Below are 21,568 nucleotides of genomic sequence, written 5' to 3' on the forward strand. Positions count from 1 at the left end.
GCTTGCGAAGCGGGAGGCCTGCCACTATACCTCGCCCCGCTTCGGCAAGAACCTTCCCGGTTCGAGGCAAAGCGACCTTCGTCTATCGGTTAGGACACCAGCCTTTCACGCTGGGGAGACGGGTTCGACTCCCGTAGGTCGCGCCACATTGCCCTTCGGCAACATTCATTGGCGACCGAAACCGGCCCGAAATGGCTGGTTTTTTCGTATTTAGTGTTCATTGACGATCGCTGGCTGCCGTTGACACCCGCGTAAATTGTTGGCCTCTCTGTTGGTCTCAGCCACGAGCCAACAAGGGCGAGGCCAACATGCCTTTGACCGACACCTCGATTCGCAACGCCAAACCTTCGACCTCGACGGTGAAACTGTCGGACGGGGCTGGCCTGCAATTATGGGTAACGCCCAAAGGCGCCAAGCTTTGGTGCCTGGCTTACCGGTTCGGCGGCAAGCAGAAGAAGTTGTCGATCGGGGCTTATCCCGAGATCGATCTGCGCGGCGCCCGCGCCCGCCGAGAGGAAGCCAGGGAACAGTTGCGCGCAGGGCTGGACCCTTCTGCAGAGAAGCGCCTGCACCGCCTGACCCGAGAGACCAGCCGCGCCACGACCTTTGGCCTGATCGCAGACGAGTTGCTGGTCAAGAAGGAGAAAGAGGGCAAGGCGCCGGCCACCATGGAGAAGAAGCGTTGGCTTTTATCCCTGGCAAGGCCGCTTATCGGCACGCGTCCAATCGTGGAAATCAGCGCGGCAGAGATATTGGCCGTGCTGCGCAAGGTCGAGGCGCGAGGCAAACACGAGACCGCCAAGGCCCTCCGTTCTTCGATCGGCCAGGTGTTCCGCTACGCCATCGCGACCGCGCGCGCCGAGAATGATCCCACGTTCGGGCTGCGTGGCGCATTGATCGCGCCGGTCGTGACGCATCGTGCAGCTATCACCTCTCCGAAACACTTCGGGGAGCTCCTTCGGGCGATAGAGGGGTTCACGGGCCAGATCACCACGAAGGTCGCCCTTCAATTGATGGCGCTTCTGTTCCCCCGCCCCGGCGAGTTGCGCCTTGCGGAGTGGAGCGAGTTCGATCTCGACGCCGCGGAGTGGATCATCCCAGCCAAGCGGACGAAGATGCGTCGTCCGCATCGCGTACCGCTGCCTAAGCAGGCGCTCGCAATTCTCGGAGCGCTCAAGGAGCAGACCGGTGACGGAAAGCTGCTGTTCCCGTCGCTGCGAACGAACCGGCGGCCGATCAGCGAAAACACGACCAATGCCGCACTGCGTCGCATGGGCTTTGCTCAAGACGAGATGACAAGCCACGGCTTCCGGGCCGCTGCGAGCACGATATTGAACGAATCCGGCAAGTGGTCGTCCGACGCGATCGAGCGAGCTCTCGCGCATCAGGACAAGGACGAGGTGCGCCGCGCCTACGCTCGCGGCGAGCATTGGGACGAGCGCCTGGAGATGGCGCAGTGGTGGGGCGATCATCTCGACGTTCTGCGCACCGGCGCCAAGGTCATTTCGATGAAGCCTGCGAGCGCCCGCTAATCGACCGAGACGGATGGGGCTGTCCCAGCCAGGAGAAAAGCGCGAAGCACCGCGCTCCTGCCCCATCCATCCCGCGTGGTGCTTGATGAGATGCAGCAATGTCGGCCACTCCGAATGAGATTTGGTGCTCCCCGCGCAATTGGGCCGATGCGCCGACCGGGTTCTTATTCCTTGCTCCGGCAATCTCTCAAATTGCCGTTCACCTACTCGGGGACGCCTGGAAAGACGACTATGGGGCGACCGATTACCTGCGGAGCACCCCAACTCCAGAGGCCGCCGATGAGAATTTACGGGATTGGGCGCACCAAATCCTCACAAGCTTAGGCGGCCTCGACTACGTGCCGAAGCTACAGACGCTCCCGCAACTTGGCCGCCTGGGAGAGCCGACAATCGAGGTTCGGGCCGGTTACAATTTTACGCAGCCAGAGTGGGATACCGTCCTAAAATACGTTTCCTATCACGATAAAAAGATCGAGCCGATCATTGGCCTGGTCAGGCAGGTTGCGACCTGGGTACGGGACGCAATTTTCAATAGGCAGCTCACGCCCTACCTTATGAAGTTAGCGGGTGGAGGATGGGGTCCGGGCGACCCTGATGACTGGATCGTGCCGAATATCGACGTCATCCGGAAGCGGATTTCGCATTGCCGCATGCAACCGGGGCGGCCCTCATCATTTGCCGGATCGCACTGGATATTTCTCAAGCGCGAAGAACTGGACCTACTGCTTGCAAGTCAACGACCATCGCCGCGGGTTGCTAGCACTGTGGAAAGTCAGCCATCCGACATCGCGCGAGAGGAGGGAATGGGCTGGAACCCCGAAAACGATTTGGTCTCGCAGGCGGAGGGCCAGGCGCCACAGCCGGGCTTGCTTTATGACAGCAGAGGGCGGGCCCTCACGGAAATGCGGCTAAACATCGCGACCGCTTTGCAAGAGCATTACGGCACACGGGGCGGGAAGGGCGCGACCTTTGTCACGCCGCAGCGGCGATACGAGGTTGTGAACAAGTGGCGCCTGCAAAAAGAAAACCGCGAGAAGGCCTTGCCCGCCACAAAGCGCGATGTGAAGCGCATGATTGAACACCTCGACAAACATTACTTCGTATAAGTATTTGATTTTAAATAATAAAAAGCAGCACGCCGCCTAAGGGTAATCGTGCTGACTTTGCGGATGTTGGCTTGCGGCATTTGCGGCGTCGTCTTGGGGTCACCACCGGCAGCGTTCCAGTGAACGCGGGTGAACCAAGGACGTACCATGATCAACTACAGCGAGCGCGTAGCGCCGTTGGCATACGGCCCGAGGGAAGCCTGCAAGGCTTTGAATATCGGGCTGACCAACCTCTATGCGGAGATCAAAGCGAAGCGGATCCCAGTCCGCAAGCACGGCCGTCGCACGCTGATCGCAGCGCATGATCTGAAAGCTTGGCTCGACGCTCTGCCTTCCAGCGAGCGGAAAGTGGCCTAAGCACCATGCACCTGGAAAGCACGAAACCCGACGCTGGGCGGCGCCGGGTCGCGAAGGCTCTCATTCCTAGCCGGAATGCCTCGCGAGTATAACATCCCCGCCACCATCGTCCAGAAGCTCCAGCGCCTCTATCGCGTCTCGGAGCTGCACGCTGAGGCGATTGCCCGCCTCGCCTCCTTTGGGCCGCAGGAGGGCCGTTGATCCATGGAGAACCTGAATTCCATCACTGGCGCCCTCGAGGGCAATCCGACGCCAGCCGCGTTGGGAACCCTTCCTGAGGCCGCCCCCCAGTTCGACGAGGGCAGGTAAGTGAACGACGACCCCGTTTCCCGCCTGTTAACGTCCAGACCGCGCGGCGCTTCGTCGAAGTGATCCACAAGGCTGCAGCGGCCGCGTGCGCCGACATCGACCAGCCAGGCGATCTGCAGCTCTTCCGGATTTCGCCGACCAACGCGAAGGACCAGTGCACCTACCGCTTCCCGATCGGCGCCGTCGACGCGATGACCGACCAGGCGATCGCGGACGCGATGGCCGGATACAATGTCTACGCCGAGGGCCGCACGGTCGACAAGAACACGCCACGCGGCAAGCGCGGCGACCGTGCCGCCACCCGCGCCGTCTTCGCCCTCGTGGCCGATGATGACCGCGACAAGGGCAAGGCGGCGGTCGATAGGCTCGAGCCGTCGCTGGTCGTCCAGACGAGCCCTGGCAACACGCATCGCTGGATCTTCCTTGCCCGCGCGCTCGGGCATGAGGAGGCAGCAAATCTCGGCAAGCGTATGAGGGACGCGATGGGTGGCGACGCCGATACAGGCGTGCCCACACAGCCCTACAGGGTCGCCGGGACGCCCAACTTCCCCGGCGCAGCCAAGCAGGCCCGCGGCAGGCTGATCGAGCCGACAACGATCCTGGAGCACGGCGGGCATGCCTACTCGATCGACGAGCTCGCAAGCGCATTCCCAGCCGACGAACCGCAGCCTGTGGTCGAAGACGGGCCACAGGTCGAGGAGGGGGTGCCGCGCGATATCGAGGAACTTCTGAAGGCGTGCTCGCCGAAGCGCATCGAGCAGCTCGGCGAAACATCGGAGCAGATGCAGGCGCGGGGCACGGACAGGAGCAGCGCGCTCATGCCGGTCGTCGGCTTCCTGCGTGGCGACGGCTTCAGCCTGATCGAGGCCGTGACGCTGCTGCATCATTTTCCAGGCAGCGGCTTCATCGAGAAATACGGCGACCGGATCGAGGGCGAGACGGAGCGGGTCTGGGACAAGGTCACGGACCGGCCGAACCAGGGAAAGCCCCCCGGCGGTACAATAACCCAGGACCAGGTTGCGCAGCGTTTCGCCCGCGAGTTCGGGGAGCGCCTGCGCTACTGCCACCACACCGGGGCATGGTTCCAATGGTGCGGCTCGCATTGGCAGCGGGACGAAACCGCTCTCGCCTTCAACTTCGTCAGGGAGCTCGGCCGGCGGATGACAGCAGCGGCCACCGACGGAGACAAGAAGCAGGTCCGCAGTGTGACGTTCGCCGGCGGCGTCGAGAAATTCGCCAAATCTGACCCCATCTTCGCGGTCACCTCGGAGCGCTGGGATCGCGACACCTTCCTGCTGGGCACGCCCGGCGGCACGGTCGATCTGAGGACCGGCATCCTGCGCGAGCCTGATCAAGCCGACCACATCACGAAGGTGACCGCCGTCGCACCCGCCGACACGATTGACTGCCCGCGCTGGCTGGAATTTCTCAAGGAGACATTCGGCCGCGATGCCGGCGGTGCCGGGATCATCCGCTTTGTCCAGCAATGGTGTGGCTACAGCCTGACCGGCGACACGCGCGAGCATGCTCTGGTCTTCGGCTATGGCGGCGGCGGCAACGGCAAGTCCGTCTTACTGAACGCAATCACCGGCATCATGCAGGACTATGCGGTCACGGCGGCGATGGACACCTTCATCGCATCCCAGTCCGAACGGCACCCGACCGACCTGGCTATGCTGCGCGGCGCGCGCATGGTCACCGCCTCCGAAACAGAGGAAGGCAGGGCTTGGGCCGAAAGCCGGATCAAGCAGATAACCGGCGGCGACAAGATCTCCGCGCGGTTCATGCGGCAGGACTTCTTCGAGTTCCTGCCGCAGTTCAAGCTGACGATCATCGGCAACCACCGGCCGGTGCTGAAGAACATCGACGAGGCGGCGCGGCGCAGGTTCAACCTGGTGCCGTTCGTGCGGAAGCCGGGCACCCCCGACCGCGAGCTCGAGGCCAAGCTCAAGGCCGAATGGCCCGGCATTCTGCGCTGGATGATTGAGGGCTGCCTCGACTGGCAGGCAAACGGGTTGGTCAGGCCGGAAAGCGTCAAGGCCGCCACGGAGGACTATTTCGCGGAGCAGGACCTCATCGGCCAGTGGCTCGACGAGGAATGCGACATCGAGCCAGGCAACACCCACAAGTTCGGGCTGATCGCCGACCTCTATGATTCATGGAAGGACTTCTGCGAGAAGGCGGGTGAGAATCCTGGCACCAAGAAAATGCTGAGCGGGCTGCTGCTCAAGCGGGGCTTCGCGAAGTGCACGGTAGGGCACTCCAAGGACCGAGGCTTCCGCGGCATTCGCGTGAATTCCAAGTCCTCCTACCACTCGGAGGGCGGCGGCTATGATTGAGCCGGGCGACCCACGGGGGGATGCGGACAGATGCGGACAGACCTCCCTGTTTTGCCCATGCGCGTGCGCGCACACACATGCATGGAAGGAACCGGAAACCCCGTCCGCATCTGTCCGCACTGTCGGCTGTGGCCAGTTGGGCTGGCGTGTGGGCCCCGCATGGCCGCGCCCCAAACCTTCCCTCACAAACGATCGGGATCAACAGGAGGGCGCAGTCATGAGCCGCAAGCAACGCCGTGCGGGGCAGGCCAAGACCGGCACCAGGAGCCGCCGGCTACCCGGAATGTGGGCCTCCTGCGGCGATAATCGGCTGGGAGGCATTTGCGTTCCCTACCCCTTATCAGAGCCGATGCTTCGCTCGCCAAATCTCGACATCGACGACAAGCTGAATCAGGAGGCGTTCTTCAGGGGAGCCTTCCGGCGCGCCGGTTCCTGAATGCGCTCCAGCGCAGCGTCGTAGTCGGCTTGGGACGTGATTGCCGCCATATGGTCCTCGCTCAGCGACGAACCTAGTGAGCCTCACTTCGTTCCCTTTCTCGCCGCATCGATCAGTTCGTAATGCTCGTGGGTATCACCTCGCGACATGAGGTTCTTGGAGCCACACGCTGAACAGCGGTAGCGCAGGCAGATGTCCGGGATCGTGGTTTCCGGAGGCAGATCGCTCACGTCGATCCCGCCCCGGTAATGGCGGCAAGCGTTGCAGTAGATCTCAACCTGGTGCCGTCCGAGCATCATCTGGCTGGCTACCGTGGCCGGTTGGATTTCCCGCCCATCCTTGTCGTAGGCGCGGCGCGGGTTGCGCTTCATGCTTGACTCCTGCGAGGCATTTGTTCTCTTAATGTTCTCATTCGGGGACGAGAGCAATGTCAGCCAAGCCGCTACTGAAGCCGCCGGAAACCGATGAGTTCGAGTGGGAGATTGTCGAGCTTGTCGACGAATATGGGACCGACCGAGCCGCTTTGCGTGCGACCTATTACGCGCTGAAAACGGCCTTGGCCGATGCGGATAGATCCGTTTCGAGGGGCTTCGTGCGAGGCCTCTTTTCGCAGGGAGCGCGACCTATCCGCGAACCTGAATGACCCGTCATGGTACCGCCGAACGAACTCACCGAGCTTCAGGATTTTCCCTGGGTTCTGCTGCGCCTTCGCTGTCACTTCTGCCGGCGCGAGCACGACGCGCGAGTGGTTGTCCTGAGCTGGCACCACGGCGTGCACGCCACAGTCGGGCAGATGGTCGACATCTTCATGTCGCGTTGCCCATGGGACCCTCACAACCCGGCCCGAAAGCCTCAGAAATACGGCAGGAAATGCGGCGCCTACTGCCCGGATGTAGGCAGGACCTCTCCGCCGGACTGGCCACCGCCAATGCTCGGTTTCACCCTGATTGTAGGAGGAAAAGATGGACAGCTTCCAGCTGACAAGCCCCGAGAGCAGCGTCGAAATCGCGTCGGAGGTAATCCAGAGGATACGTGAATCGCTGGCGGAAACCCGCGACAAGGGGGTTTCCGGCGCCGTCGGGTTCGACGAGCTCAGGGATGCGACCGACGTGATAGCGCAGCTCGACGACCTGGCAGAGGAATATGGGTGCCTGGTGACCGGCCCCTATGACAGCGAAGAAACGAACGGCGGAGGCTACTACCTCTTCGAACGCCAGGACGCCCCCAATGTTGTAGATGGCTGCTGGCTCACCAAGCCCGAGCCGGAAAGCGCCGGCGACACCCTCGGCTATCTTGGCCTGGCTTGACCGGTTCGCCCGTCTCGTCGAGCCTGAGGCCGATCAGGAGACGCCGATGTGCAACCTGTCGTCGTCTGATTGCGGTTGCTCGCGCAAACCGTTCCGCCAATCGCGCTGCCTCGCCCCGTAACGCACGTTCCCGAGGTCTTAAAAGGGTCGGAAGCGGACAATTACCGGCCATTTCATACGTGCTAACGAGGCATGGCAGGCCACGCCGCGGAGTTGCGAACGCTCATGACTAATTCGCCAATGAACTGGCTCACCACGGTGGTGCGTCCGAAAGTTCGCTCTCTGTTGCGAAGGCAAGCTCCAGACACTCTTTGGATTAAGGACCCAGAAACGGGCGAACTTGCTTATCAGAAGGATGTCGAGGCGAACCTCTGGGTGTTTCCGGGCTCGCAGCATCATATGCGCATCACAGCGGCGCAACGGCTGTCGATCACGCTTGATCCAGGCTCGCAAGAGGATGTGCACGTACCGGAAGTGACGGCTGACCCGCTGCGCTTCAGGGACACCAAGCGATATATCGACCGCATTAAACAGGCGAGAACGCTCACCGGGGAGCCGGACGCTGTCAAAGTGGCCTGCGGCACGATTGAGGGCATCCCAGTCACCGTAGCGGTGCAAGACTTCCAGTTCATGACTGGTTCGGCGGGCATGGCGGCCGGCGAAGCCATCGTCTCGGCAGTAGAAGCCGCGACCTCGCGTTGCACCCCTTTAATCCTCTTCGCATGCGGCGGCGGGATGCGCATGCAGGAGGGCATATTGTCGTTGATGCAAATGTCGCGCACGACTGTTGCCGTGCGGCGTTTACGGGCGGCAAAATTGCCGTATTTCGTGGTGCTGACGGACCCGACAACGGGCGGTATCACGGCTTCCTATGCAATGTTGGGCGATGTCCATATCGCCGAACCCGGCGCACTCATCGGCTTCGCGGGACAACGTGTCATCGAGCAAACAATCCGCGAGAAGCTGCCGGAAGGCTTCCAGCGAGCAGAATATCTAAGGGAACACGGCATGGTTGATATGGTTGTGCCCAGAGCCGAGATGCGCCCAACGCTCGCAAGTCTTTGCGGCCTTTTGACTAAGCGGCCGCTCGCCAAGACAGGCTAGCCGCTTCCCAGTCTCGCGGACGCTCTGGTCCGCTATGGGTCGTCGAGACGAGCCCTTCGCCTGGCTCCAAGAACCGGACGCTGGCAGGCCGCATTGGCGCCGATGGCTCGCGGTAGAAAGCCGGTGCCCGGTGCTTTCACCAACTCCAGCGAATTTAACAAGGACGCCGGCGGCGACATTTGGTTCGCGTTCGGTGAGGAGGGGCTGACGGCATTCTTCGCCGGCATGTGGACGCTCAATGGGCCAGCGTCCGCAAGATCAAGAACGGCGAGGAGAGGATCGATCTCTATGCCTTCCTCACCACCGATCCAAGTGCCGAGGTCGGCGCCGTCCACCCGAAGGCTATGCCGGTGATCCTGATGAGGAAGCCTGGCGCTCCGGCATCGAGACGTGCATGGCGTCACAGAGGCGAAGTGCCTGCAGCGGAGGCGAGGAAGGCGTTTGATACTGCAGCCCGCCGAGTGCGGCAAGCACGTCTGATTCCGCAAAGCCCCTGACAGCCACCCTACACCCCGAGCGATGGCGAAGCCGTTGGCGCGGATCATGGGGTGTCATGAGAGCGGATGCTCTCGTTTCGCTTTGCGATGGCAAGAGCGATGAAGGCGTCGGAAGCAGCAAGCGCGGCCTCCACCATGGGCCGGACGGCGTTGCGCAGATCGACGCGCCACCCGCTCCCGAGCGCATGCAACCCGACCTCCAGCGCGGCACGGCGTGGATCTCGGAGAGGTGCTGCCATGGTCCTGCCAAATCGGCGATATCGCCGATTTGAGATGCCACCTCTGCCGCATCCACCTCCCTGCGAACGGTGCGAACTTTAGCCCATGTGGGCTAACTGCAGAGGCGACTTTTGCTGCCGAGATTCGATCGAGAGCCTGGGGCGGCTTCTCGCGCTATTCCACCACGCAACGGGCGGCGGTGGCCCTCCTCCAGTTTTCCGTCGCGGACTCCTTGGCCAGGCTCAACCTGGCCGGCGTCGGCGGAAACGTGGGCAACTCGGACAGCCTGGAGCTGCTGGTGCTCGGACATGCCGGCGTTGGCGGCGGCCTGGCGCTGCGAGAGCATACGTGGACGCCCACGGTATGCTGATTATTGCCCTGCCCATCGAGTTGCTTGAGCAGTTCCCCGGCGCGGCGAACGGCGCGGGCTCGGATGCGGGTCGCCATCCGCATCAGTTCCTCGTCGTCGGCCTGTTTGGCGTAGGAGGCGAGCGCGGCGGCTTCGTCTGCCCAGGACTTGCACTCGTCGAGCGAGACGCATTCCGCCAGCGCGTTTTTGGCGCTCTCGTAGGTCTGGGGGAGGCGAGCGGCCGCCGGGCTGATGACAGAGGGCGCGTTCATCAGGCGACCTCGCGGGCGCGCTGCTGGCGCTCAACTCGCATGAAGGCGCGGATTTCGGCTTCGGTTTCGGGCCAGACGCGACCCGGTCGCGTGCCATGGATCGACCGGCGCGCAGCCGCTCGACCAGGCGACCGTGCACACGCATTTGCGTGAATCATGCTAATGAGCAGGCCATGAATACGCATCCCCCGGTCGCCTGGCGAAGCAGGCTGCTCTGCGCGGTTGACGCCTCGGGGCGCTCCGATCGCGAAATCAGCACAGCAGCGGGACTCGGCGTCAACGCGGTGAACGAGCTACGCAACACCGACAAGCAGCCCAGTGTCGATAGGGTGCTTAAAATTGCCAGCGTTCTCGGGATCAGCCTGTCGTTTCTCTTCTTAGGGAGAGAAGCCTCGCAAGAAGAGGATGAATTCCTGACTCTTCTGGCGGGTGCCACGGATGCGGAGAGGAAGGCTGTGGCCCTGCTCCTCCGCCGGAATTCCCCGACCGAAGCAGTCTGATCGCCGCGCATCTGGCTGGCCTACGACCAGAGCGAACTAGAGTGCGGGGACATTTAGGGCAGGGATCGGGGCAATGCTGGGCAGTCGTTTGAAGCGGTGGCGCAAAGGCGCGGGCCTGACACTGGAGCAGGTTGCCGAAAAAATCGGAACCTCGAAGGGCCACCTCTCCGACATGGAGAGGGGCATGAGGCCGGTCAGCTCACGGTGGCTTGCAAAGATTGCGGCGGCTTATGACGTGCCGGAAGCCGCTATTTTAGAGGACGACGGCGCTAGCCTTTCGCCTTCCGATCTGGCGCGGGAGCAGGCTCTGGCGCAGTTTCTTGAGCTGACGCCGGAAGCCCAGGCGGATGTCCTGGCCCTGATGCGGCACATGCCGAAGCGAGCGAAATAAGGACCAGAATCCTATTTCTGTCTCTTCGCCCCGATCGCCCTACGACCAGGCCATCAGCGAGGCCTTCAACCTCCGGCGACAGCTCGGCGATCACGGGCCGATCGATAGCCTGATCTGGAAGCCTAAGTGGATGCGCCGCCGCACCTTCGACCGGAAGGTCGATCGGATCGACAGGGTTGAGGCGAGGCTCAACTCCCGCCTGTGGCGGCTCATGGAGCAGCGTCAAGCGAGGCGGTCTGTCTAGAGCGGAATTAGCGCATTGTAGCGCATACTAGTCCGCGAGGCGGCGTTTGGCGCGCCGGCGAAAAGGGGAGTAGCGAGATGGGCGACGTAACGATTTGGCAGTGGCTGGTCACACTGACCATGATTGGCTGCACAATCTGGTTCTTGGTGTCGACTGCGAAGCTCCTGTCAGCGGCTGGCTTATCGGCGGCCTGGGTGGTGCTCGTCATCGTCCTTCCCTTCTTCGGGACAGCTATCGTCCAGAGCATGATCGCCAAGCGGCTATCTTAAGCCCATCGCCAAGCCTCTTTGCCTCTCGGACATGCCGGCGTCGCTTGCCGCTTGCCTTTGCGTCGAAGTAGAACCGTCGTCGGCGGCGGTTTTGCTCCTGTCTCCACCGCGACCGTCAAGTTGGTGGAGCAGTTCCCCGGCGCGGCGAACGGCGCGGGCTCGGATGCGGACATGAGCAAAGACACAGTGAAAGGAGCACCGCGCCAGTTCGTGCGCGCGTGGCGCGTTTACCGGAAGCTCTCGCAGGAGGCGCTCGCTGATCGCCTCGGCGTGACGCACGGACTGATCTCGCAGATCGAGCGAGGCATAACCGGGCTGACGCATGACCGCATCGAAAGCCTGGCGGAAGCGCTGGGCTGCGCGCCCGCCGACATCTTGTCCGGGCCGCCGAGGTCCCCCGCGCGTCTGTCCGCGGGGGCTCGGATGCGAACTGCCGCCGCCCCGGCAGAGGAGCCCGACCCGATTGTTGAAGCATTCTCGCGACTTTTGCCGCATCTGCCAGAAGCCCGCCGTCAGCGCTTCTTGGCAGACCTTCAGGACGCCGCTCGTCTAGAAGGGCTTGAAGAACCCGCTCCTGCGCCTCGCGCGGGAGCCAGAAAAACAAGCGAATAGTCTCGTCGGCATCGTTCATCGTCTCAGCGCCCCCCCACGCGCTAGTAGGGGACCCACACCATGCTGATGCCCTGCCCCGGCTCGATCTCAGGGCAGGGGCGTAAATCCATCACCGATGCAGCATCGATCCATCATCATCGCGAGTTCCAGGGAGGAGCGCCTTCCCCGGCTTGCGGTACTGCATCAGTGATGGATCGAGCCTCATGATCATCCCCAAGAAACGCCACCCCGAGGCCGGAACGAGCAACGCTTTGGCGGGAAGCAACAAGCGGCTGACGCAGCGGTAGCGTATTTTCAGCAGGTCTGATCCGGGCGTTCCAGCGTCCCGGGCTATTCCACAATGGTCGTTGCATCATGAAAAACCTGCTTCTCTGGTATATCCCGCAGGCGGCGCTGGTCGGCGCTCTCGTTGCCGGGGCGGTGCTGTTTTCCACGAACACCGCCATCCTCTACCGCCAGACCTGGGCTTGGGATTACGGTGAAAGGGTTGGGCTCCCTGAACAGTTCCGCTCGACCGGCATTCATTGCGAGTATTTCACCCCATTCTCGGTGTTCTTCAGGAGGTTCAAGAACGCCGATGTCTGCCCGCGAACTCTAAGCGTGTCTCAACAATGATCCAGCGCCGCTGCGGTCGCAGCGGTGGGTTTGGTCACGGCCAGCCAGGCGCAGCACCCCCCGTCCTGGGACGCCCAGCACAGTGCAGGGACGCCCAGCACAGTGCACCAAGCTCTTTGGCTTGAAATAACAAGCAGCGGACACAACGGAGCCCCAAGTTGGTCGGTGCGAGCGTCTACCGGCATCAGGGGCGGCTTGGCGCTGGGTCAGAGTAAAAGTGGGTTCGCCCCCACTTTTGCTCTGGTTGTCACCACCGGGACCGTCGATCTGCTGGAGCAGATCACCGGCACGTCTATCAACGCGAACGGAGCCCCGATGACCACCCCCTACAGTCCCGGCGCAATCGGTGCCCGCCTGCGCATAGCGCGTGAGATCATCAAGGCGGCGGGCACGCTCGCGGACATGGCCGAGCTGTTCGGGGAGCCGCTACAGACGTGGAGCCGCTGGGAGATTGGCCACACCCGGCTGACGATCGAGATTGCGTGGAAAATCCACGAAAACTACCCGATCGAGCGCGATTGGCTGCTATTTGGCGAGACGAGGTTTCTGAATGCGGCCCAGCGCCAGGCTATTGCCGACGCCGAGGCCCGGCTCGCTGTCACCCAGCCGAGGGGCCGCGCACGAGTGTCGTGAGCGACGACATTCCCACCATCTACTCGGAGTTCGGGACATGAATGGGGAAGCCGTCATCATGACGAAGGGTGATCGAAATCTTGGAGCGACTTACATCAAGGAGTGGCGCCGCGCCGCAGGAATGACGCTAGAGGCGCTCGGCGCCGAGATCGGCATGACGCATGCCAGTCTCAGCCGGATCGAGGCGCGCAAGCAGCCCTATAGCCAGGGCATTCTCGAGGCGATTGCCGATGTGTTCGGCTGCAAGCCGAGCGACCTTCTCAGCGGGCCGCCGCCCGCCATCGACGAAGGGCCGGGCACGAGTGTCGTGAGCGACGACATCCCCAGGCAGCCGCGCCGACCCCATCATCTGAAAGCATGGGCGCAGAAGCGTGGCCTCGCGCGCCCGACCGACCTGGCGCGCGAGTTGGACATCGACAAGAGCATGGTGACGCGCTGGTTCCAGGGAACCACGCCATCCGAGGAGAGCCTGTCGAAGCTGGGCGCGCTGTTCGGCGTCGAGCCCGAGGCCCTGTTCCGCGATCCGGAGGAGGAGTGGGTCGCCAGGTTCCTGCGCGGCAGGAGTGCGGACGAGATCGAGCGCATCAAACAGACGCTCGAGGTTGCCTTCCCACGAAAGACGGGCTGATCAGGCGGCAGGCCCTTACGAACCACTCACAGCGGTGTAACGCTCGCCTTTGGTTGCCCGTCGTTGATGACGAATGATGACATCAGGAAGCGGGTCGCCGATCTCCAGCGAGAGCCTGCTCACCCAAGGGCCTGTGCCGTGCTCTTCCGGGAGTGCGGAGCGATGCGCGAGAGGACTGGAAATCCTTGCGCGACAGCCCACGCGCGGCGGCCCCGTTAGACCGTGCCCGGCGAGACGCCCAGCACAGTGCACCTGCCTTGCCTTGTAAGAAATCTAAATGCTCGTATAGTGTACTTACATGCCGGTAAGGGACAGGACATGAAGCGGGCGGTTGGGTACATCCGGGTCAGCACCGCACAGCAGGGACGCTCCGGCCTGGGCATCGAAGCGCAGCGCGCTGCCATTGCCCGCTTTGCCGAGGCCGAAGGCTTCGAGATTGTCGGCGAGCACGTCGAGGTCGAGACAGGCAAGGGCTCCGACGCTCTCGATCGTCGCCCGCAGCTCGCCGCCGCGTTGGCTGAGGCTCGCCGACACAAATGCGCGGTCGTCGTCGCCAAGCTCGATCGCCTGTCCCGTGACGTGGCCTTCGTCGCCGGTCTCATGGCGCAGCGAATCCCGTTCATCGTCACGGAGCTCGGCGCGGACGCCGATCCGTTCATGTTGCACATCTACGCCGCGCTGGCCGAGAAGGAGCGGGCGCTGATCGCGGCGCGCACGAAGGCTGCGCTGGCCGCTGCCAAGGCCAAGGGCGCGAAGCTCGGCAACCGGACGAATCTGGCCGAGGCACAGGCCAAGGGCGCGGCCACTGGCCGGGCCAATGCCGATCGCTTTGCCGCGGCGCTCCTGCCTATGATCCGCGATGCCCGCTCCTCGGGCGCTTCGCTCCGGGCCATCGCGGACATGCTCAACGCCAGGGGCGTCCAGACGTCCCGCAAGGGCAAATGGGCCGCGACACAGGTGCGGGATATCCTTCTCCGCGCCTAGTGGCCGTGGTTGTCCGCCAGGCCGACCTTCGTGGGATCGAGCGCCCACATCTGCTCGAAACACAGGTCATAGAGGTCGTCCTGCAGGCTCTCAGCCAGCACCTGCTCGGTTTTCGAGTCAATCTTCATCACATCGAGCAGGGGGGAAGTAGCGGAAGTGCGGGGGCGTAGTGCCAGAACGCGGCGCCTCGCGGTCTGAAATTAGCCCCGTGCCGCGCATCGACGCCGTATCTTCTCCACTGTCGCTGCCATGCTGGCCAAGCTGCGCTGCTCGAGCGCCATTGCTGTCGCATGGGCGCGGTCATAGGTCGTCCAGTGCATTCCCTTCGGCTTGGGCGGGAATGACAGCGTGAGGTTGGGCGAACCTCCCAGGCGCTCCCGTATGCGCTGCGCTCGCCGCACCGATAGATAGCGCTTGTCCTCGTTCTGCGATGGATAGGCGATGCGCTTGCAGGACCGACAGGTGAAAGCCGGGCCGCCGGCATGGGACGAGCCGTAGATCTTCGCCGCGAGCCGGCTGCATCGAGGACAGCGGAACCATGGGCGAGCGCCGCCGAGGTGAACGGGCGTTTCCTCGATCACAATCCACTGCCGATGGCCCGCGATATTGATGACGCCTTCCCCCTCTCCGGCGAGGAAGGACAGGAGGCCACGCCGGCTGCCGTTGACGATTTCCCGCACCCAGGACAGCTTGCCGGGCCGCAGCATGTCGTGCCGCTTCAGCCACCTGATATCGAGTTCGAAGAAACTGGCGGGCGTCGGCTTCCCGCCTCCCCACGGCCTACCCATGGCGCCGCTGCTCAGCCTGAAGCTCGCGGACGCGTCCGGCGATGGGCGCCCAGGTCGTGAAATCATTCAGCGCATGGCCGAATTCGACGTCCTTGCCCCGCTGGTAGTGAGCCAAGAAGGCCGGCAACCAGGCATTGCCATCCTTCGGCAGGGTGATGCCGGCATGGGCGCAGAACGACAGGAGACCGTCCTGCGAGCGATCCATCAGGAGATCGACGAAGAGGCCGCAGAGGAGGCCCTCCTGCTCGGACCTCGCCGTCTTTGCCTTGGTCCTGCCGCGGGCAACCTTCGCACATTTGCCGGCGCCTGCCGCCCTGGCTGCCACTACATCAGGTCGCATCCGAGCCTCCGAATTTCCGAAATCAATTGGCAAATCTGCAATCAATCAGATCATTTGGCTCGCCAGATTATGCAATATCGCCATTGGAAATAACACCCGAGAATGGGCGCTGCCGGATTAGGGAAGAATGCCCAGAGGCCTGGGTTAGGCCAGCTGGCTGGGCGATCGAACCAATGTGGGCCGCATCTTGAACGACCAGCCGCGAAGCAAACGCCCGCGGACTTACGCCAGCTGAGCGCCAGCTCGGCCTACTGCTGCGCGCGCGTTGATGGCTCGTGACGCTCACAACGTCAGCTTCCGGACCGAGATCGAAGGGGCAAAATCGACCCAGGTAAGACATTCGATTGTGTGCCGGGTGCTGGCGAAAGTTGGCCCATTCCGGACGTTGCGAGTGTCCGATTGTGGGCGATCAAGGTTGCTGATGGAGCTGCGACACGGCGCGCCTGCATCAGACGACGTTGCTTGGCCGCGCCGAAACGCGGAATTGAACAGCGTCGAAATCGATCCGAACGAGGTCACTCACGTCACTGCCATGATCATGATGATTTTGGTAGACTTCGCGCTTGACGACGGCGATCCTGCTAATCAACGCCTGAGGTTGTTCCAGGCGAAACTGAAAAAAGCACAGTTGCCGCCATCACCGCCGTCAGTCTGGCGGTTGTACCTCGCCTTGGCCTAGAGCGATCCATGCACACTTGCCCGCCTCCGGTCTCCGCCATTGGCTCAAAGAAACCAACAAGAGCAACGGCAACTACGGCCATTTGCTTCTAGAGCAGCAAGCGCCGATCGATCCCACCCAGCTTTGTCCCTATTTCGAATCAGCATACCTCGACGCAAGAGAGATCTTCCACGGTGATGCGGGACTCATCGCAGCGATTTCGAGCTCCTGACAGAGGGCGCGTCGCATGTCGAACGCAAATTCGAATGGCGAGGGGGACGTATCAAGGAGCCAGCAAAGGCGCAGCAGGTTAAGGGAGTCAGTCCCGCAGCGGAGTAACGAACGTACAGCTTCTTTTCGGGCTAGTTCTTTGGAGGAGTTTGTATTTCGCAGGGTCGACAGTTCGGGCTTCGAGGTGACGGTGCTGTCGCCAAGCTGGCGCGCCACCGATGTCGTGCGGCGAGAGGCCGGCGTTCTCTCGGAACGTGCCAGGGTGCTGACTGGTTTGCCAATTTCCAGCAGATCGACGCCGCGCTTCCGTGGATTGTACTTTGCGGGGTGTGCAAATGATGATCGGACCGAGCCGTCATCGGGCGCTGCCGCATGAACCTTCTGTACTTCTCCGCTTTCCGCGCTGTGATGCTGACCGGAACAGTCAGTGCCGCAGCCGAACTCCTGGGCCGCAGCCAGCCCGCGGTCAGCCGCCTTCTCGACAAGCTGGAGGCCGAACTCGGCATCACGCTGTTCGAGCGCCGCAAAGGACTGGTCACGCCGACATCCGTCGCGCATCTCCTGCTCGACGAGATCGAACGTGCCTACATATCTCTCGATTCCCTGAAGAGCTTCGCTGCGCGCGTCGCGGAGGGGGAGGGTCGGCGGATCGATACGGCGATCATGCCGGCTCTGGCGCTCGGCTTCGTCCCGCGGCTTCTGGGCCGGTTTCGAGAAGACTGGCCGCAGACGAAGATCCGGGTGAACGTCACGCTCTCGCTGAAGGTCGAGGAATGGGCCGCGTCGCAGCAGATCGACGTCGGACTTGCCGAGCCGCCATTTCGCAGGTCCGGCTTCCGCGTCGAGACCTTCGGCAACACGCCCTATATTGCGGTTGTGCCGGCCGACCACCCGCTGGCCGGGCGAAGCTCCATCGGGCCGACCGATCTGGTCGGCATCCCGTTCATTGCCTGGTCGTCCATCACCTCCGCCGGCCAGCTTCTCGAACAGGCCTTCCGCTCCTGCGGGGTCAGGTACGACGCCGCCTATGAGACGAACGTGTCCGCGACGGCTTTAGAGATGGTCAGGGGCGGCGTCGGTGTCGGGCTGATCGACCCCTACACCGCCGTTGCCGAACAGGATGATGGGGTGAGGCTCATTCCGTTCACGCCGACGATCCCCTTCAACGTCGCCCTGCTGCGGCCGGATTCGCGCCCGGCGAACCGCGCTGTCGATGCGCTGATCGACCTGATGGCGTCCGAGCGTGACAAGCTCATGGACCGATTGCCGCGATAGGAGGCCTCGCTGTGAGGGACGACGCAACGAAACGCATTCTGGTTGTTGGAACCGGCCGTCTGGCGCAGGCCATGTCGCCGGCGTTCGTCAGGGCCTGGCCGGACTACGAGACCGCTGTCATGGGGCGCAGCCCGGAGGCGCAGAACGCGCTCCTGGCAGCCCATCCTCGCCTTGCCGCAGGCAGCCTCGCATTCGCCTCGCGCTGCGATGTCGCTGTGCTCGCCGTGTCTCCAGATGCCTACGAAGCCGTTCTGGCGACCTTGTCACCGCACCTTGCGGCGGAGACGATCGTTCTCAGCGTGACCAATGCCGTCTCGCTGGCGGATATCGGTCGCTGGACGATGAACCCCGTGATCAAGGCCGTGCCGACCATCGCGCAAAGCGTCGGTCGGGGCGCGGTCCCGGTGGTGACCGGCCCGCGGGCGGGCGCTGCCGAGATGCGGCTGGTCGTGGACTGGTTCGAGCGGTTCAGCTTTCCCGTTATCGTCGCCGAGGAGCACATCCGCATCGCATCGAATGTTGCAGGATCGGCTATCGCGGCATTCGCGGAGATCGCAAATGCATTCGTTTCAGCCAATGCGGAGCATGCGCCGGGGCTCGATCGCGCCTCGCTCGAGACGATGATGGCCGAGACGCTGATCGCCGTCGGTGAATTGCATCGTTCGGGGCGCGGTTTCGAGGAGATCATCGGGTCGATCGCCACACCCGGTGGCGTGACCGAGGCGATGCTGGCGCCTCTGCGTGCCGCAATCGACGACGTCTGCCACGCCATGGTTGCAACGAGCATCCAGAAGCAGGCCCGACTTCAGGCGGCGGCTGCGGGCAAGCATGGACACTAAGCCCGCTTATAACATGGCCGCCGGCCGTGATCGGGTCGCTACAAACGGCTGAGAGGTTGCCGCGGATCAAACTGCGGCGTTCGGCAGCTGCCTGAGAGCCTATATGCAAAATTGGCATAACGATCGCTAATTATTCGATTTTGAACATTTCGACTTTGACGATCTACTTCCGCGCAGTTCCTCAAAAGGGCGAAGACGCCACTGGCATGACGTCAAGGCAAGCTCAACACGAAGCGTTCGACGTCGTCGTGATCGGCGGCGGCATCAACGGGACCAGCACTGCGCTGGAGCTTGCCGCGACGGGCTATCGCGTGTTGCTCGCCGAGAAATCCGATCTGGGCAACGGCGCGTCGAGCCGGTCCTCGCGCATCCTGCATTGCGGCCTGCGCTATTTCGAAACGCACCATCCGGTCAGAACCTTCGCCCGCTCGCCGGCGCGCCTTCTGGGCGCCGTCAGGATGGCCAGGGCGGCGATGGAATCCAGGGCGGAACTGGTCCGGCTGCGGCCCGCGCGCTGCAAGCCCTTCACCATGTGCTTTCCGCTTTTTCAGGGCGACGACATTCGCGGCTGGCATCTCGACATCGGCTTTGCCCTGCTGAAACGCCTGGCCCCGTCGGGGCCGCCGCTCGACTATCGCCGGGTCCGCAGCCATCGCGATCGCGAGATTCCGTTCGCTGCCGATCTTCGCGACCGGACCCGGTTGAAATCGGTCGCAACCTACCGCGAATATATGATCGATTGGCCGGATCGCATCTGCGTCGACAACGCCGTCGACGCGGAGCGCGCCGGCGCGCAACTGCGTCTGTTCACGAGAGCCTCACTGCGCGAACGGACCTCCGACGGCAACTGGCTCGTCGATCTCGCCGACGGCTCGGGAGATGTCGAGACGGTTCGCGCCGGGGTCGTGCTGAACCTCGCCGGGACCTGGGTCGACGAGATCGTGCCGCCGGGGCGCAGCCCCAGCCAGCCGCTCGTGCGAGGCACCAAAGGCTCCCACATCGTGGTGCGCCTGCCCGAACGATATCGGGGTTATGGTGTCGCGACCCTGCACCGCGGCGGCATGCCATTCTACTGTCTGCCGCTCCAGGACGACTGGTTCTATTTCGGCCCCACCGAGACGGCCTACGACGCCGACGCCGACGAGGCGAGAACGACGGGCGAGGATGTCGATTTCCTCTTGGGTGAAGCCAATCACCTGCTTCCGGGGCTGTCGTTGCAGCGTCGACATGTGGAATTCACCTGGGCCGGGGTGCGCCCCCTGACCTTCGATCCCGCCCAACCGATGGGGCGGCGAACGCGAGAGATCCACGACCTCTCGGCGAGAGGCATGCCCGGTGTGCTCGCCATGACGGCGGGGCCGGTCCAGAGCCATATGAGCGCCGGCAGGGAGTTGCGCGACGCCGTCGCCCGGATGTTTCCGCCTTCGGGCGAACCCGTGGCGACGGAGTGGGGCACCGCGCTCGGGGCCCCGGATCCGCTTAACGCCCGAGAGGCCTATCGGATCGCCGTTCGAGAGGAACACGCGCGCGATCTGCGCGGCATCCTCTACACCCGCGTCGGCGTCGCCTGGGGGCGGCATCTTGACCGCAATGCTGCCGAGCACGCGGCACATAGCGTTGCCGATCTGCTCGAATGGAGCCCTGCGAAGGTCAACGAGCAGGTCGAGGCGTTTCTCGCATTCCAGCAACAGGTCTTTCCAAAAGGGGAGGCTGCCTGACGCGTATCTGCCGATCAATCGTCCACAAAAAAGGGGAATAACATGTCGTTTTCGCATAAATCCTGGTTCCGCTGCGCTCTCGCCGGGGCGTTCGCAGGCTGCGCCGGACTGCTCGCCTCGGCCCAGGTGCAGGCCGCCGATGGTCGTCTCAAGGAAATTATCGACCGCGGAACGCTTCGCGTGGGGGTGCAGGGCGCTTTCAAGCCCTGGTCCTTTCCGGCCCCGGACGGAACGCTCCAAGGCATCGAGGTCGATCTCGGGAAGTCCGTCGCCGAAGCGCTGGGCGTGAAGTTCGAGACCGTCGTCATCACCTCGGCCAACCGGATGCAGGTGCTGCAGCAGGGCAAGATCGACCTGATCATCGGCGGTATGTACGACACGGCCGAGCGCCGCAAGATTATCGGCATCATCGAGCCGTCCTACTGGACCTCGGGCCCGACGCTGCTCGCCAAGAAGGGTGTGATCAAGGACTGGAAGGATATCGCGAACAAGCCTGTCTGCGGCAAGCAGGGCAACGCCTACAACAAGATGGCCGAAACCGAGCTGAAGGCGAAACTCACGGCCTTCGCAGGGAATACCGAGGGCAAGGAAGCGCTGCGTACCGGCAAGTGCGTCGCCTGGCTGTACGACGACGTCAGCATCATGGCCGATCTCGAGACGCCCGAGTGGCAGGACTACGAGATGCCGGTCCAGACCCTCTTCAGCAATCCCTGGGGGGCTGCCGTGCCGCTCGAGGAGCTGAACAAGGGCTGGGGCGCCTTCATGGCCGGAATGGCTTATCGCTGGCAGGCCGAGGGCAAGCTCCTCGAACTCGCCAAGAAGTGGAATGTGAAGGCCGACGCCTGGTTCTCCGAGCAGCACAAGAAGCTGCATTGGGACACCTCCTACCTGACGCCGAAGAACTGACGCGCAGATCCTGAGAGCGGACAACGCTTTCAGGCCTAGGCTGACGGCAAGCGCCATGGGGATCGATGCTCATCCGGAACGGATGCGCGGCGATCCCGGTGGTTCCCCGG

General features: G+C 63.2%; 26 protein-coding genes, 1 tRNA gene and 1 pseudogene. 23 read left to right on the forward strand and 5 right to left on the reverse strand.

Annotation, left to right across the window (positions count from 1 at the left end):
* Positions 1-71 precede the first annotated feature (71 nt).
* From NWE53_RS02845 to NWE53_RS02875, 6 genes are all read left to right on the forward strand, one after another.
* Positions 72-146: transfer RNA gene (locus NWE53_RS02845), tRNA-Glu, on the forward strand.
* 162 nt (positions 147-308) lie between these two features.
* Complete coding sequence (locus tag NWE53_RS02850; RefSeq protein ID WP_265052879.1) at positions 309-1,532, forward strand: tyrosine-type recombinase/integrase; 1,224 nt, start codon at positions 309-311, stop codon at positions 1,530-1,532.
* Between the two features lie 98 nt (positions 1,533-1,630).
* Positions 1,631-2,638 (forward strand): hypothetical protein, encoded by a 1,008-nt coding sequence (locus NWE53_RS02855; protein ID WP_265052880.1) that lies wholly within the window; start codon positions 1,631-1,633, stop codon positions 2,636-2,638.
* Between the two features lie 147 nt (positions 2,639-2,785).
* On the forward strand, positions 2,786-2,995 hold the full coding sequence (locus tag NWE53_RS02860) for a helix-turn-helix domain-containing protein (protein WP_265052881.1): 210 nt from the start codon (positions 2,786-2,788) through the stop codon (positions 2,993-2,995).
* A 368-nt stretch (positions 2,996-3,363) separates the two neighbouring features.
* Entirely contained in the window at positions 3,364-5,643 is a 2,280-nt protein-coding gene (locus NWE53_RS02870) for a phage/plasmid primase, P4 family (protein WP_320109547.1), read from the forward strand.
* A gap of 217 nt (positions 5,644-5,860) precedes the next feature.
* Positions 5,861-6,079 (forward strand): hypothetical protein, encoded by a 219-nt coding sequence (locus NWE53_RS02875; protein WP_265052882.1) that lies wholly within the window; start codon positions 5,861-5,863, stop codon positions 6,077-6,079.
* A gap of 83 nt (positions 6,080-6,162) precedes the next feature.
* Here the strand turns inward: NWE53_RS02875 and NWE53_RS02880 are convergent, their stop codons facing one another.
* Positions 6,163-6,450 carry a hypothetical protein gene (locus NWE53_RS02880; RefSeq protein WP_265052883.1) on the reverse strand — a complete coding sequence of 96 codons (288 nt, stop codon included), beginning with the start codon at positions 6,448-6,450 and terminating at the stop codon, positions 6,163-6,165.
* 56 nt (positions 6,451-6,506) lie between these two features.
* On the opposite strand from NWE53_RS02880, the gene NWE53_RS02885 reads away from it, so the two are divergent.
* The 4 genes and pseudogenes from NWE53_RS02885 to NWE53_RS29960 all read left to right on the forward strand — a co-directional run.
* Positions 6,507-6,722 (forward strand): hypothetical protein, encoded by a 216-nt coding sequence (locus NWE53_RS02885; protein ID WP_265052884.1) that lies wholly within the window; start codon positions 6,507-6,509, stop codon positions 6,720-6,722.
* Between the two features lie 319 nt (positions 6,723-7,041).
* Complete coding sequence (locus NWE53_RS02890; RefSeq protein ID WP_265052885.1) at positions 7,042-7,386, forward strand: hypothetical protein; 345 nt, start codon at positions 7,042-7,044, stop codon at positions 7,384-7,386.
* A 240-nt stretch (positions 7,387-7,626) separates the two neighbouring features.
* Entirely contained in the window at positions 7,627-8,490 is an 864-nt protein-coding gene (gene accD / locus NWE53_RS02895) for an acetyl-CoA carboxylase, carboxyltransferase subunit beta (protein ID WP_265052886.1), read from the forward strand.
* 70 nt (positions 8,491-8,560) lie between these two features.
* Positions 8,561-8,987: pseudogene (locus NWE53_RS29960) on the forward strand (SOS response-associated peptidase family protein); the annotation flags it as partial.
* Between the two features lie 393 nt (positions 8,988-9,380).
* Here NWE53_RS29960 and NWE53_RS02905 read toward each other — a convergent pair.
* Complete coding sequence (locus NWE53_RS02905; protein WP_265052887.1) at positions 9,381-9,827, reverse strand: hypothetical protein; 447 nt, start codon at positions 9,825-9,827, stop codon at positions 9,381-9,383.
* A 173-nt stretch (positions 9,828-10,000) separates the two neighbouring features.
* Here NWE53_RS02905 and NWE53_RS02910 point away from each other — a divergent pair, with 173 nt between their 5' ends.
* From NWE53_RS02910 to NWE53_RS02945, 8 genes are all read left to right on the forward strand, one after another.
* Positions 10,001-10,327, forward strand: coding sequence for a helix-turn-helix domain-containing protein (locus NWE53_RS02910; protein WP_265052888.1), 327 nt, complete (start codon positions 10,001-10,003; stop codon positions 10,325-10,327).
* Between the two features lie 73 nt (positions 10,328-10,400).
* Entirely contained in the window at positions 10,401-10,718 is a 318-nt protein-coding gene (locus NWE53_RS02915; RefSeq protein ID WP_265052889.1) for a helix-turn-helix domain-containing protein, read from the forward strand.
* A 321-nt stretch (positions 10,719-11,039) separates the two neighbouring features.
* Complete coding sequence (locus NWE53_RS02920; RefSeq protein ID WP_265051905.1) at positions 11,040-11,231, forward strand: hypothetical protein; 192 nt, start codon at positions 11,040-11,042, stop codon at positions 11,229-11,231.
* A gap of 171 nt (positions 11,232-11,402) precedes the next feature.
* Positions 11,403-11,843 (forward strand): helix-turn-helix domain-containing protein, encoded by a 441-nt coding sequence (locus NWE53_RS02925; protein WP_265052890.1) that lies wholly within the window; start codon positions 11,403-11,405, stop codon positions 11,841-11,843.
* A 354-nt stretch (positions 11,844-12,197) separates the two neighbouring features.
* On the forward strand, positions 12,198-12,458 hold the full coding sequence (locus NWE53_RS02930; protein WP_265052891.1) for a hypothetical protein: 261 nt from the start codon (positions 12,198-12,200) through the stop codon (positions 12,456-12,458).
* Positions 12,459-12,773: 315 nt separating this feature from the next.
* Entirely contained in the window at positions 12,774-13,091 is a 318-nt protein-coding gene (locus NWE53_RS02935; protein WP_265052892.1) for a helix-turn-helix domain-containing protein, read from the forward strand.
* A 37-nt stretch (positions 13,092-13,128) separates the two neighbouring features.
* Positions 13,129-13,719: a helix-turn-helix domain-containing protein gene (locus tag NWE53_RS02940; protein WP_265052893.1), complete on the forward strand. Its 591-nt coding sequence runs from the start codon at positions 13,129-13,131 to the stop codon at positions 13,717-13,719.
* Between the two features lie 318 nt (positions 13,720-14,037).
* Positions 14,038-14,703 (forward strand): recombinase family protein, encoded by a 666-nt coding sequence (locus NWE53_RS02945; RefSeq protein ID WP_265052894.1) that lies wholly within the window; start codon positions 14,038-14,040, stop codon positions 14,701-14,703.
* Here the strand turns inward: NWE53_RS02945 and NWE53_RS02950 are convergent.
* The 3 genes from NWE53_RS02950 to NWE53_RS02960 form a co-directional block, all read right to left on the reverse strand.
* Entirely contained in the window at positions 14,700-14,831 is a 132-nt protein-coding gene (locus tag NWE53_RS02950) for a hypothetical protein (RefSeq protein ID WP_265052895.1), read from the reverse strand. The genes NWE53_RS02945 and NWE53_RS02950 overlap by 4 nt on opposite strands.
* 72 nt (positions 14,832-14,903) lie before the next feature.
* On the reverse strand, positions 14,904-15,491 hold the full coding sequence (locus NWE53_RS02955; RefSeq protein ID WP_265052896.1) for a hypothetical protein: 588 nt from the start codon (positions 15,489-15,491) through the stop codon (positions 14,904-14,906).
* On the reverse strand, positions 15,484-15,831 hold the full coding sequence (locus NWE53_RS02960) for a hypothetical protein (RefSeq protein WP_265052897.1): 348 nt from the start codon (positions 15,829-15,831) through the stop codon (positions 15,484-15,486). Before NWE53_RS02960 ends, NWE53_RS02955 begins: the two co-directional genes overlap by 8 nt.
* 415 nt (positions 15,832-16,246) lie before the next feature.
* On the opposite strand from NWE53_RS02960, the gene NWE53_RS02965 reads away from it, so the two are divergent.
* From NWE53_RS02965 to NWE53_RS02985, 5 genes are all read left to right on the forward strand, one after another.
* A complete protein-coding gene (locus NWE53_RS02965; protein WP_265052898.1) occupies positions 16,247-16,510 on the forward strand; it encodes a hypothetical protein in 264 nt (87 codons plus the stop codon).
* Between the two features lie 582 nt (positions 16,511-17,092).
* Positions 17,093-17,995 carry a LysR substrate-binding domain-containing protein gene (locus NWE53_RS02970; RefSeq protein WP_265052899.1) on the forward strand — a complete coding sequence of 301 codons (903 nt, stop codon included), beginning with the start codon at positions 17,093-17,095 and terminating at the stop codon, positions 17,993-17,995.
* A gap of 11 nt (positions 17,996-18,006) precedes the next feature.
* Complete coding sequence (locus NWE53_RS02975) at positions 18,007-18,834, forward strand: pyrroline-5-carboxylate reductase family protein (RefSeq protein WP_265052900.1); 828 nt, start codon at positions 18,007-18,009, stop codon at positions 18,832-18,834.
* Positions 18,835-18,989: 155 nt separating this feature from the next.
* Complete coding sequence (locus tag NWE53_RS02980; RefSeq protein ID WP_265052901.1) at positions 18,990-20,552, forward strand: FAD-dependent oxidoreductase; 1,563 nt, start codon at positions 18,990-18,992, stop codon at positions 20,550-20,552.
* A gap of 42 nt (positions 20,553-20,594) precedes the next feature.
* Positions 20,595-21,458: a transporter substrate-binding domain-containing protein gene (locus tag NWE53_RS02985; protein ID WP_265052902.1), complete on the forward strand. Its 864-nt coding sequence runs from the start codon at positions 20,595-20,597 to the stop codon at positions 21,456-21,458.
* Positions 21,459-21,568: the final 110 nt, after the last annotated feature.

Source organism: Bosea sp. NBC_00550, from assembly GCF_026020075.1.
In the GTDB taxonomy this organism is placed as follows: Bacteria; Pseudomonadota; Alphaproteobacteria; order Rhizobiales; family Beijerinckiaceae; genus Allobosea.

Bases quoted from the DNA above. Each gene is read 5' to 3' on its own strand.
- NWE53_RS02955 (WP_265052896.1), bottom strand. From the start codon at position 15,491: ATGGGTAGGCCGTGGGGAGGCGGGAAGCCGACGCCCGCCAGTTTCTTC.
- accD (WP_265052886.1), top strand. From the start codon at position 7,627: ATGAACTGGCTCACCACGGTGGTGCGTCCGAAAGTTCGCTCTCTGTTG.
- NWE53_RS02875 (WP_265052882.1), top strand. From the start codon at position 5,861: ATGAGCCGCAAGCAACGCCGTGCGGGGCAGGCCAAGACCGGCACCAGG.
- NWE53_RS02880 (WP_265052883.1), bottom strand. From the start codon at position 6,450: ATGAAGCGCAACCCGCGCCGCGCCTACGACAAGGATGGGCGGGAAATC.
- NWE53_RS02915 (WP_265052889.1), top strand. From the start codon at position 10,401: ATGCTGGGCAGTCGTTTGAAGCGGTGGCGCAAAGGCGCGGGCCTGACA.
- NWE53_RS02850 (WP_265052879.1), top strand. From the start codon at position 309: ATGCCTTTGACCGACACCTCGATTCGCAACGCCAAACCTTCGACCTCG.
- NWE53_RS02945 (WP_265052894.1), top strand. From the start codon at position 14,038: ATGAAGCGGGCGGTTGGGTACATCCGGGTCAGCACCGCACAGCAGGGA.
- NWE53_RS02935 (WP_265052892.1), top strand. From the start codon at position 12,774: ATGACCACCCCCTACAGTCCCGGCGCAATCGGTGCCCGCCTGCGCATA.
- NWE53_RS02925 (WP_265052890.1), top strand. From the start codon at position 11,403: ATGAGCAAAGACACAGTGAAAGGAGCACCGCGCCAGTTCGTGCGCGCG.
- NWE53_RS02940 (WP_265052893.1), top strand. From the start codon at position 13,129: ATGAATGGGGAAGCCGTCATCATGACGAAGGGTGATCGAAATCTTGGA.
- NWE53_RS02930 (WP_265052891.1), top strand. From the start codon at position 12,198: ATGAAAAACCTGCTTCTCTGGTATATCCCGCAGGCGGCGCTGGTCGGC.
- NWE53_RS02920 (WP_265051905.1), top strand. From the start codon at position 11,040: ATGGGCGACGTAACGATTTGGCAGTGGCTGGTCACACTGACCATGATT.
- NWE53_RS02905 (WP_265052887.1), bottom strand. From the start codon at position 9,827: ATGAACGCGCCCTCTGTCATCAGCCCGGCGGCCGCTCGCCTCCCCCAG.
- NWE53_RS02885 (WP_265052884.1), top strand. From the start codon at position 6,507: ATGTCAGCCAAGCCGCTACTGAAGCCGCCGGAAACCGATGAGTTCGAG.
- NWE53_RS02860 (WP_265052881.1), top strand. From the start codon at position 2,786: ATGATCAACTACAGCGAGCGCGTAGCGCCGTTGGCATACGGCCCGAGG.
- NWE53_RS02970 (WP_265052899.1), top strand. From the start codon at position 17,093: ATGAACCTTCTGTACTTCTCCGCTTTCCGCGCTGTGATGCTGACCGGA.
- NWE53_RS02855 (WP_265052880.1), top strand. From the start codon at position 1,631: ATGTCGGCCACTCCGAATGAGATTTGGTGCTCCCCGCGCAATTGGGCC.
- NWE53_RS02960 (WP_265052897.1), bottom strand. From the start codon at position 15,831: ATGCGACCTGATGTAGTGGCAGCCAGGGCGGCAGGCGCCGGCAAATGT.
- NWE53_RS02910 (WP_265052888.1), top strand. From the start codon at position 10,001: ATGAATACGCATCCCCCGGTCGCCTGGCGAAGCAGGCTGCTCTGCGCG.
- NWE53_RS02950 (WP_265052895.1), bottom strand. From the start codon at position 14,831: ATGAAGATTGACTCGAAAACCGAGCAGGTGCTGGCTGAGAGCCTGCAG.
- NWE53_RS02890 (WP_265052885.1), top strand. From the start codon at position 7,042: ATGGACAGCTTCCAGCTGACAAGCCCCGAGAGCAGCGTCGAAATCGCG.
- NWE53_RS02985 (WP_265052902.1), top strand. From the start codon at position 20,595: ATGTCGTTTTCGCATAAATCCTGGTTCCGCTGCGCTCTCGCCGGGGCG.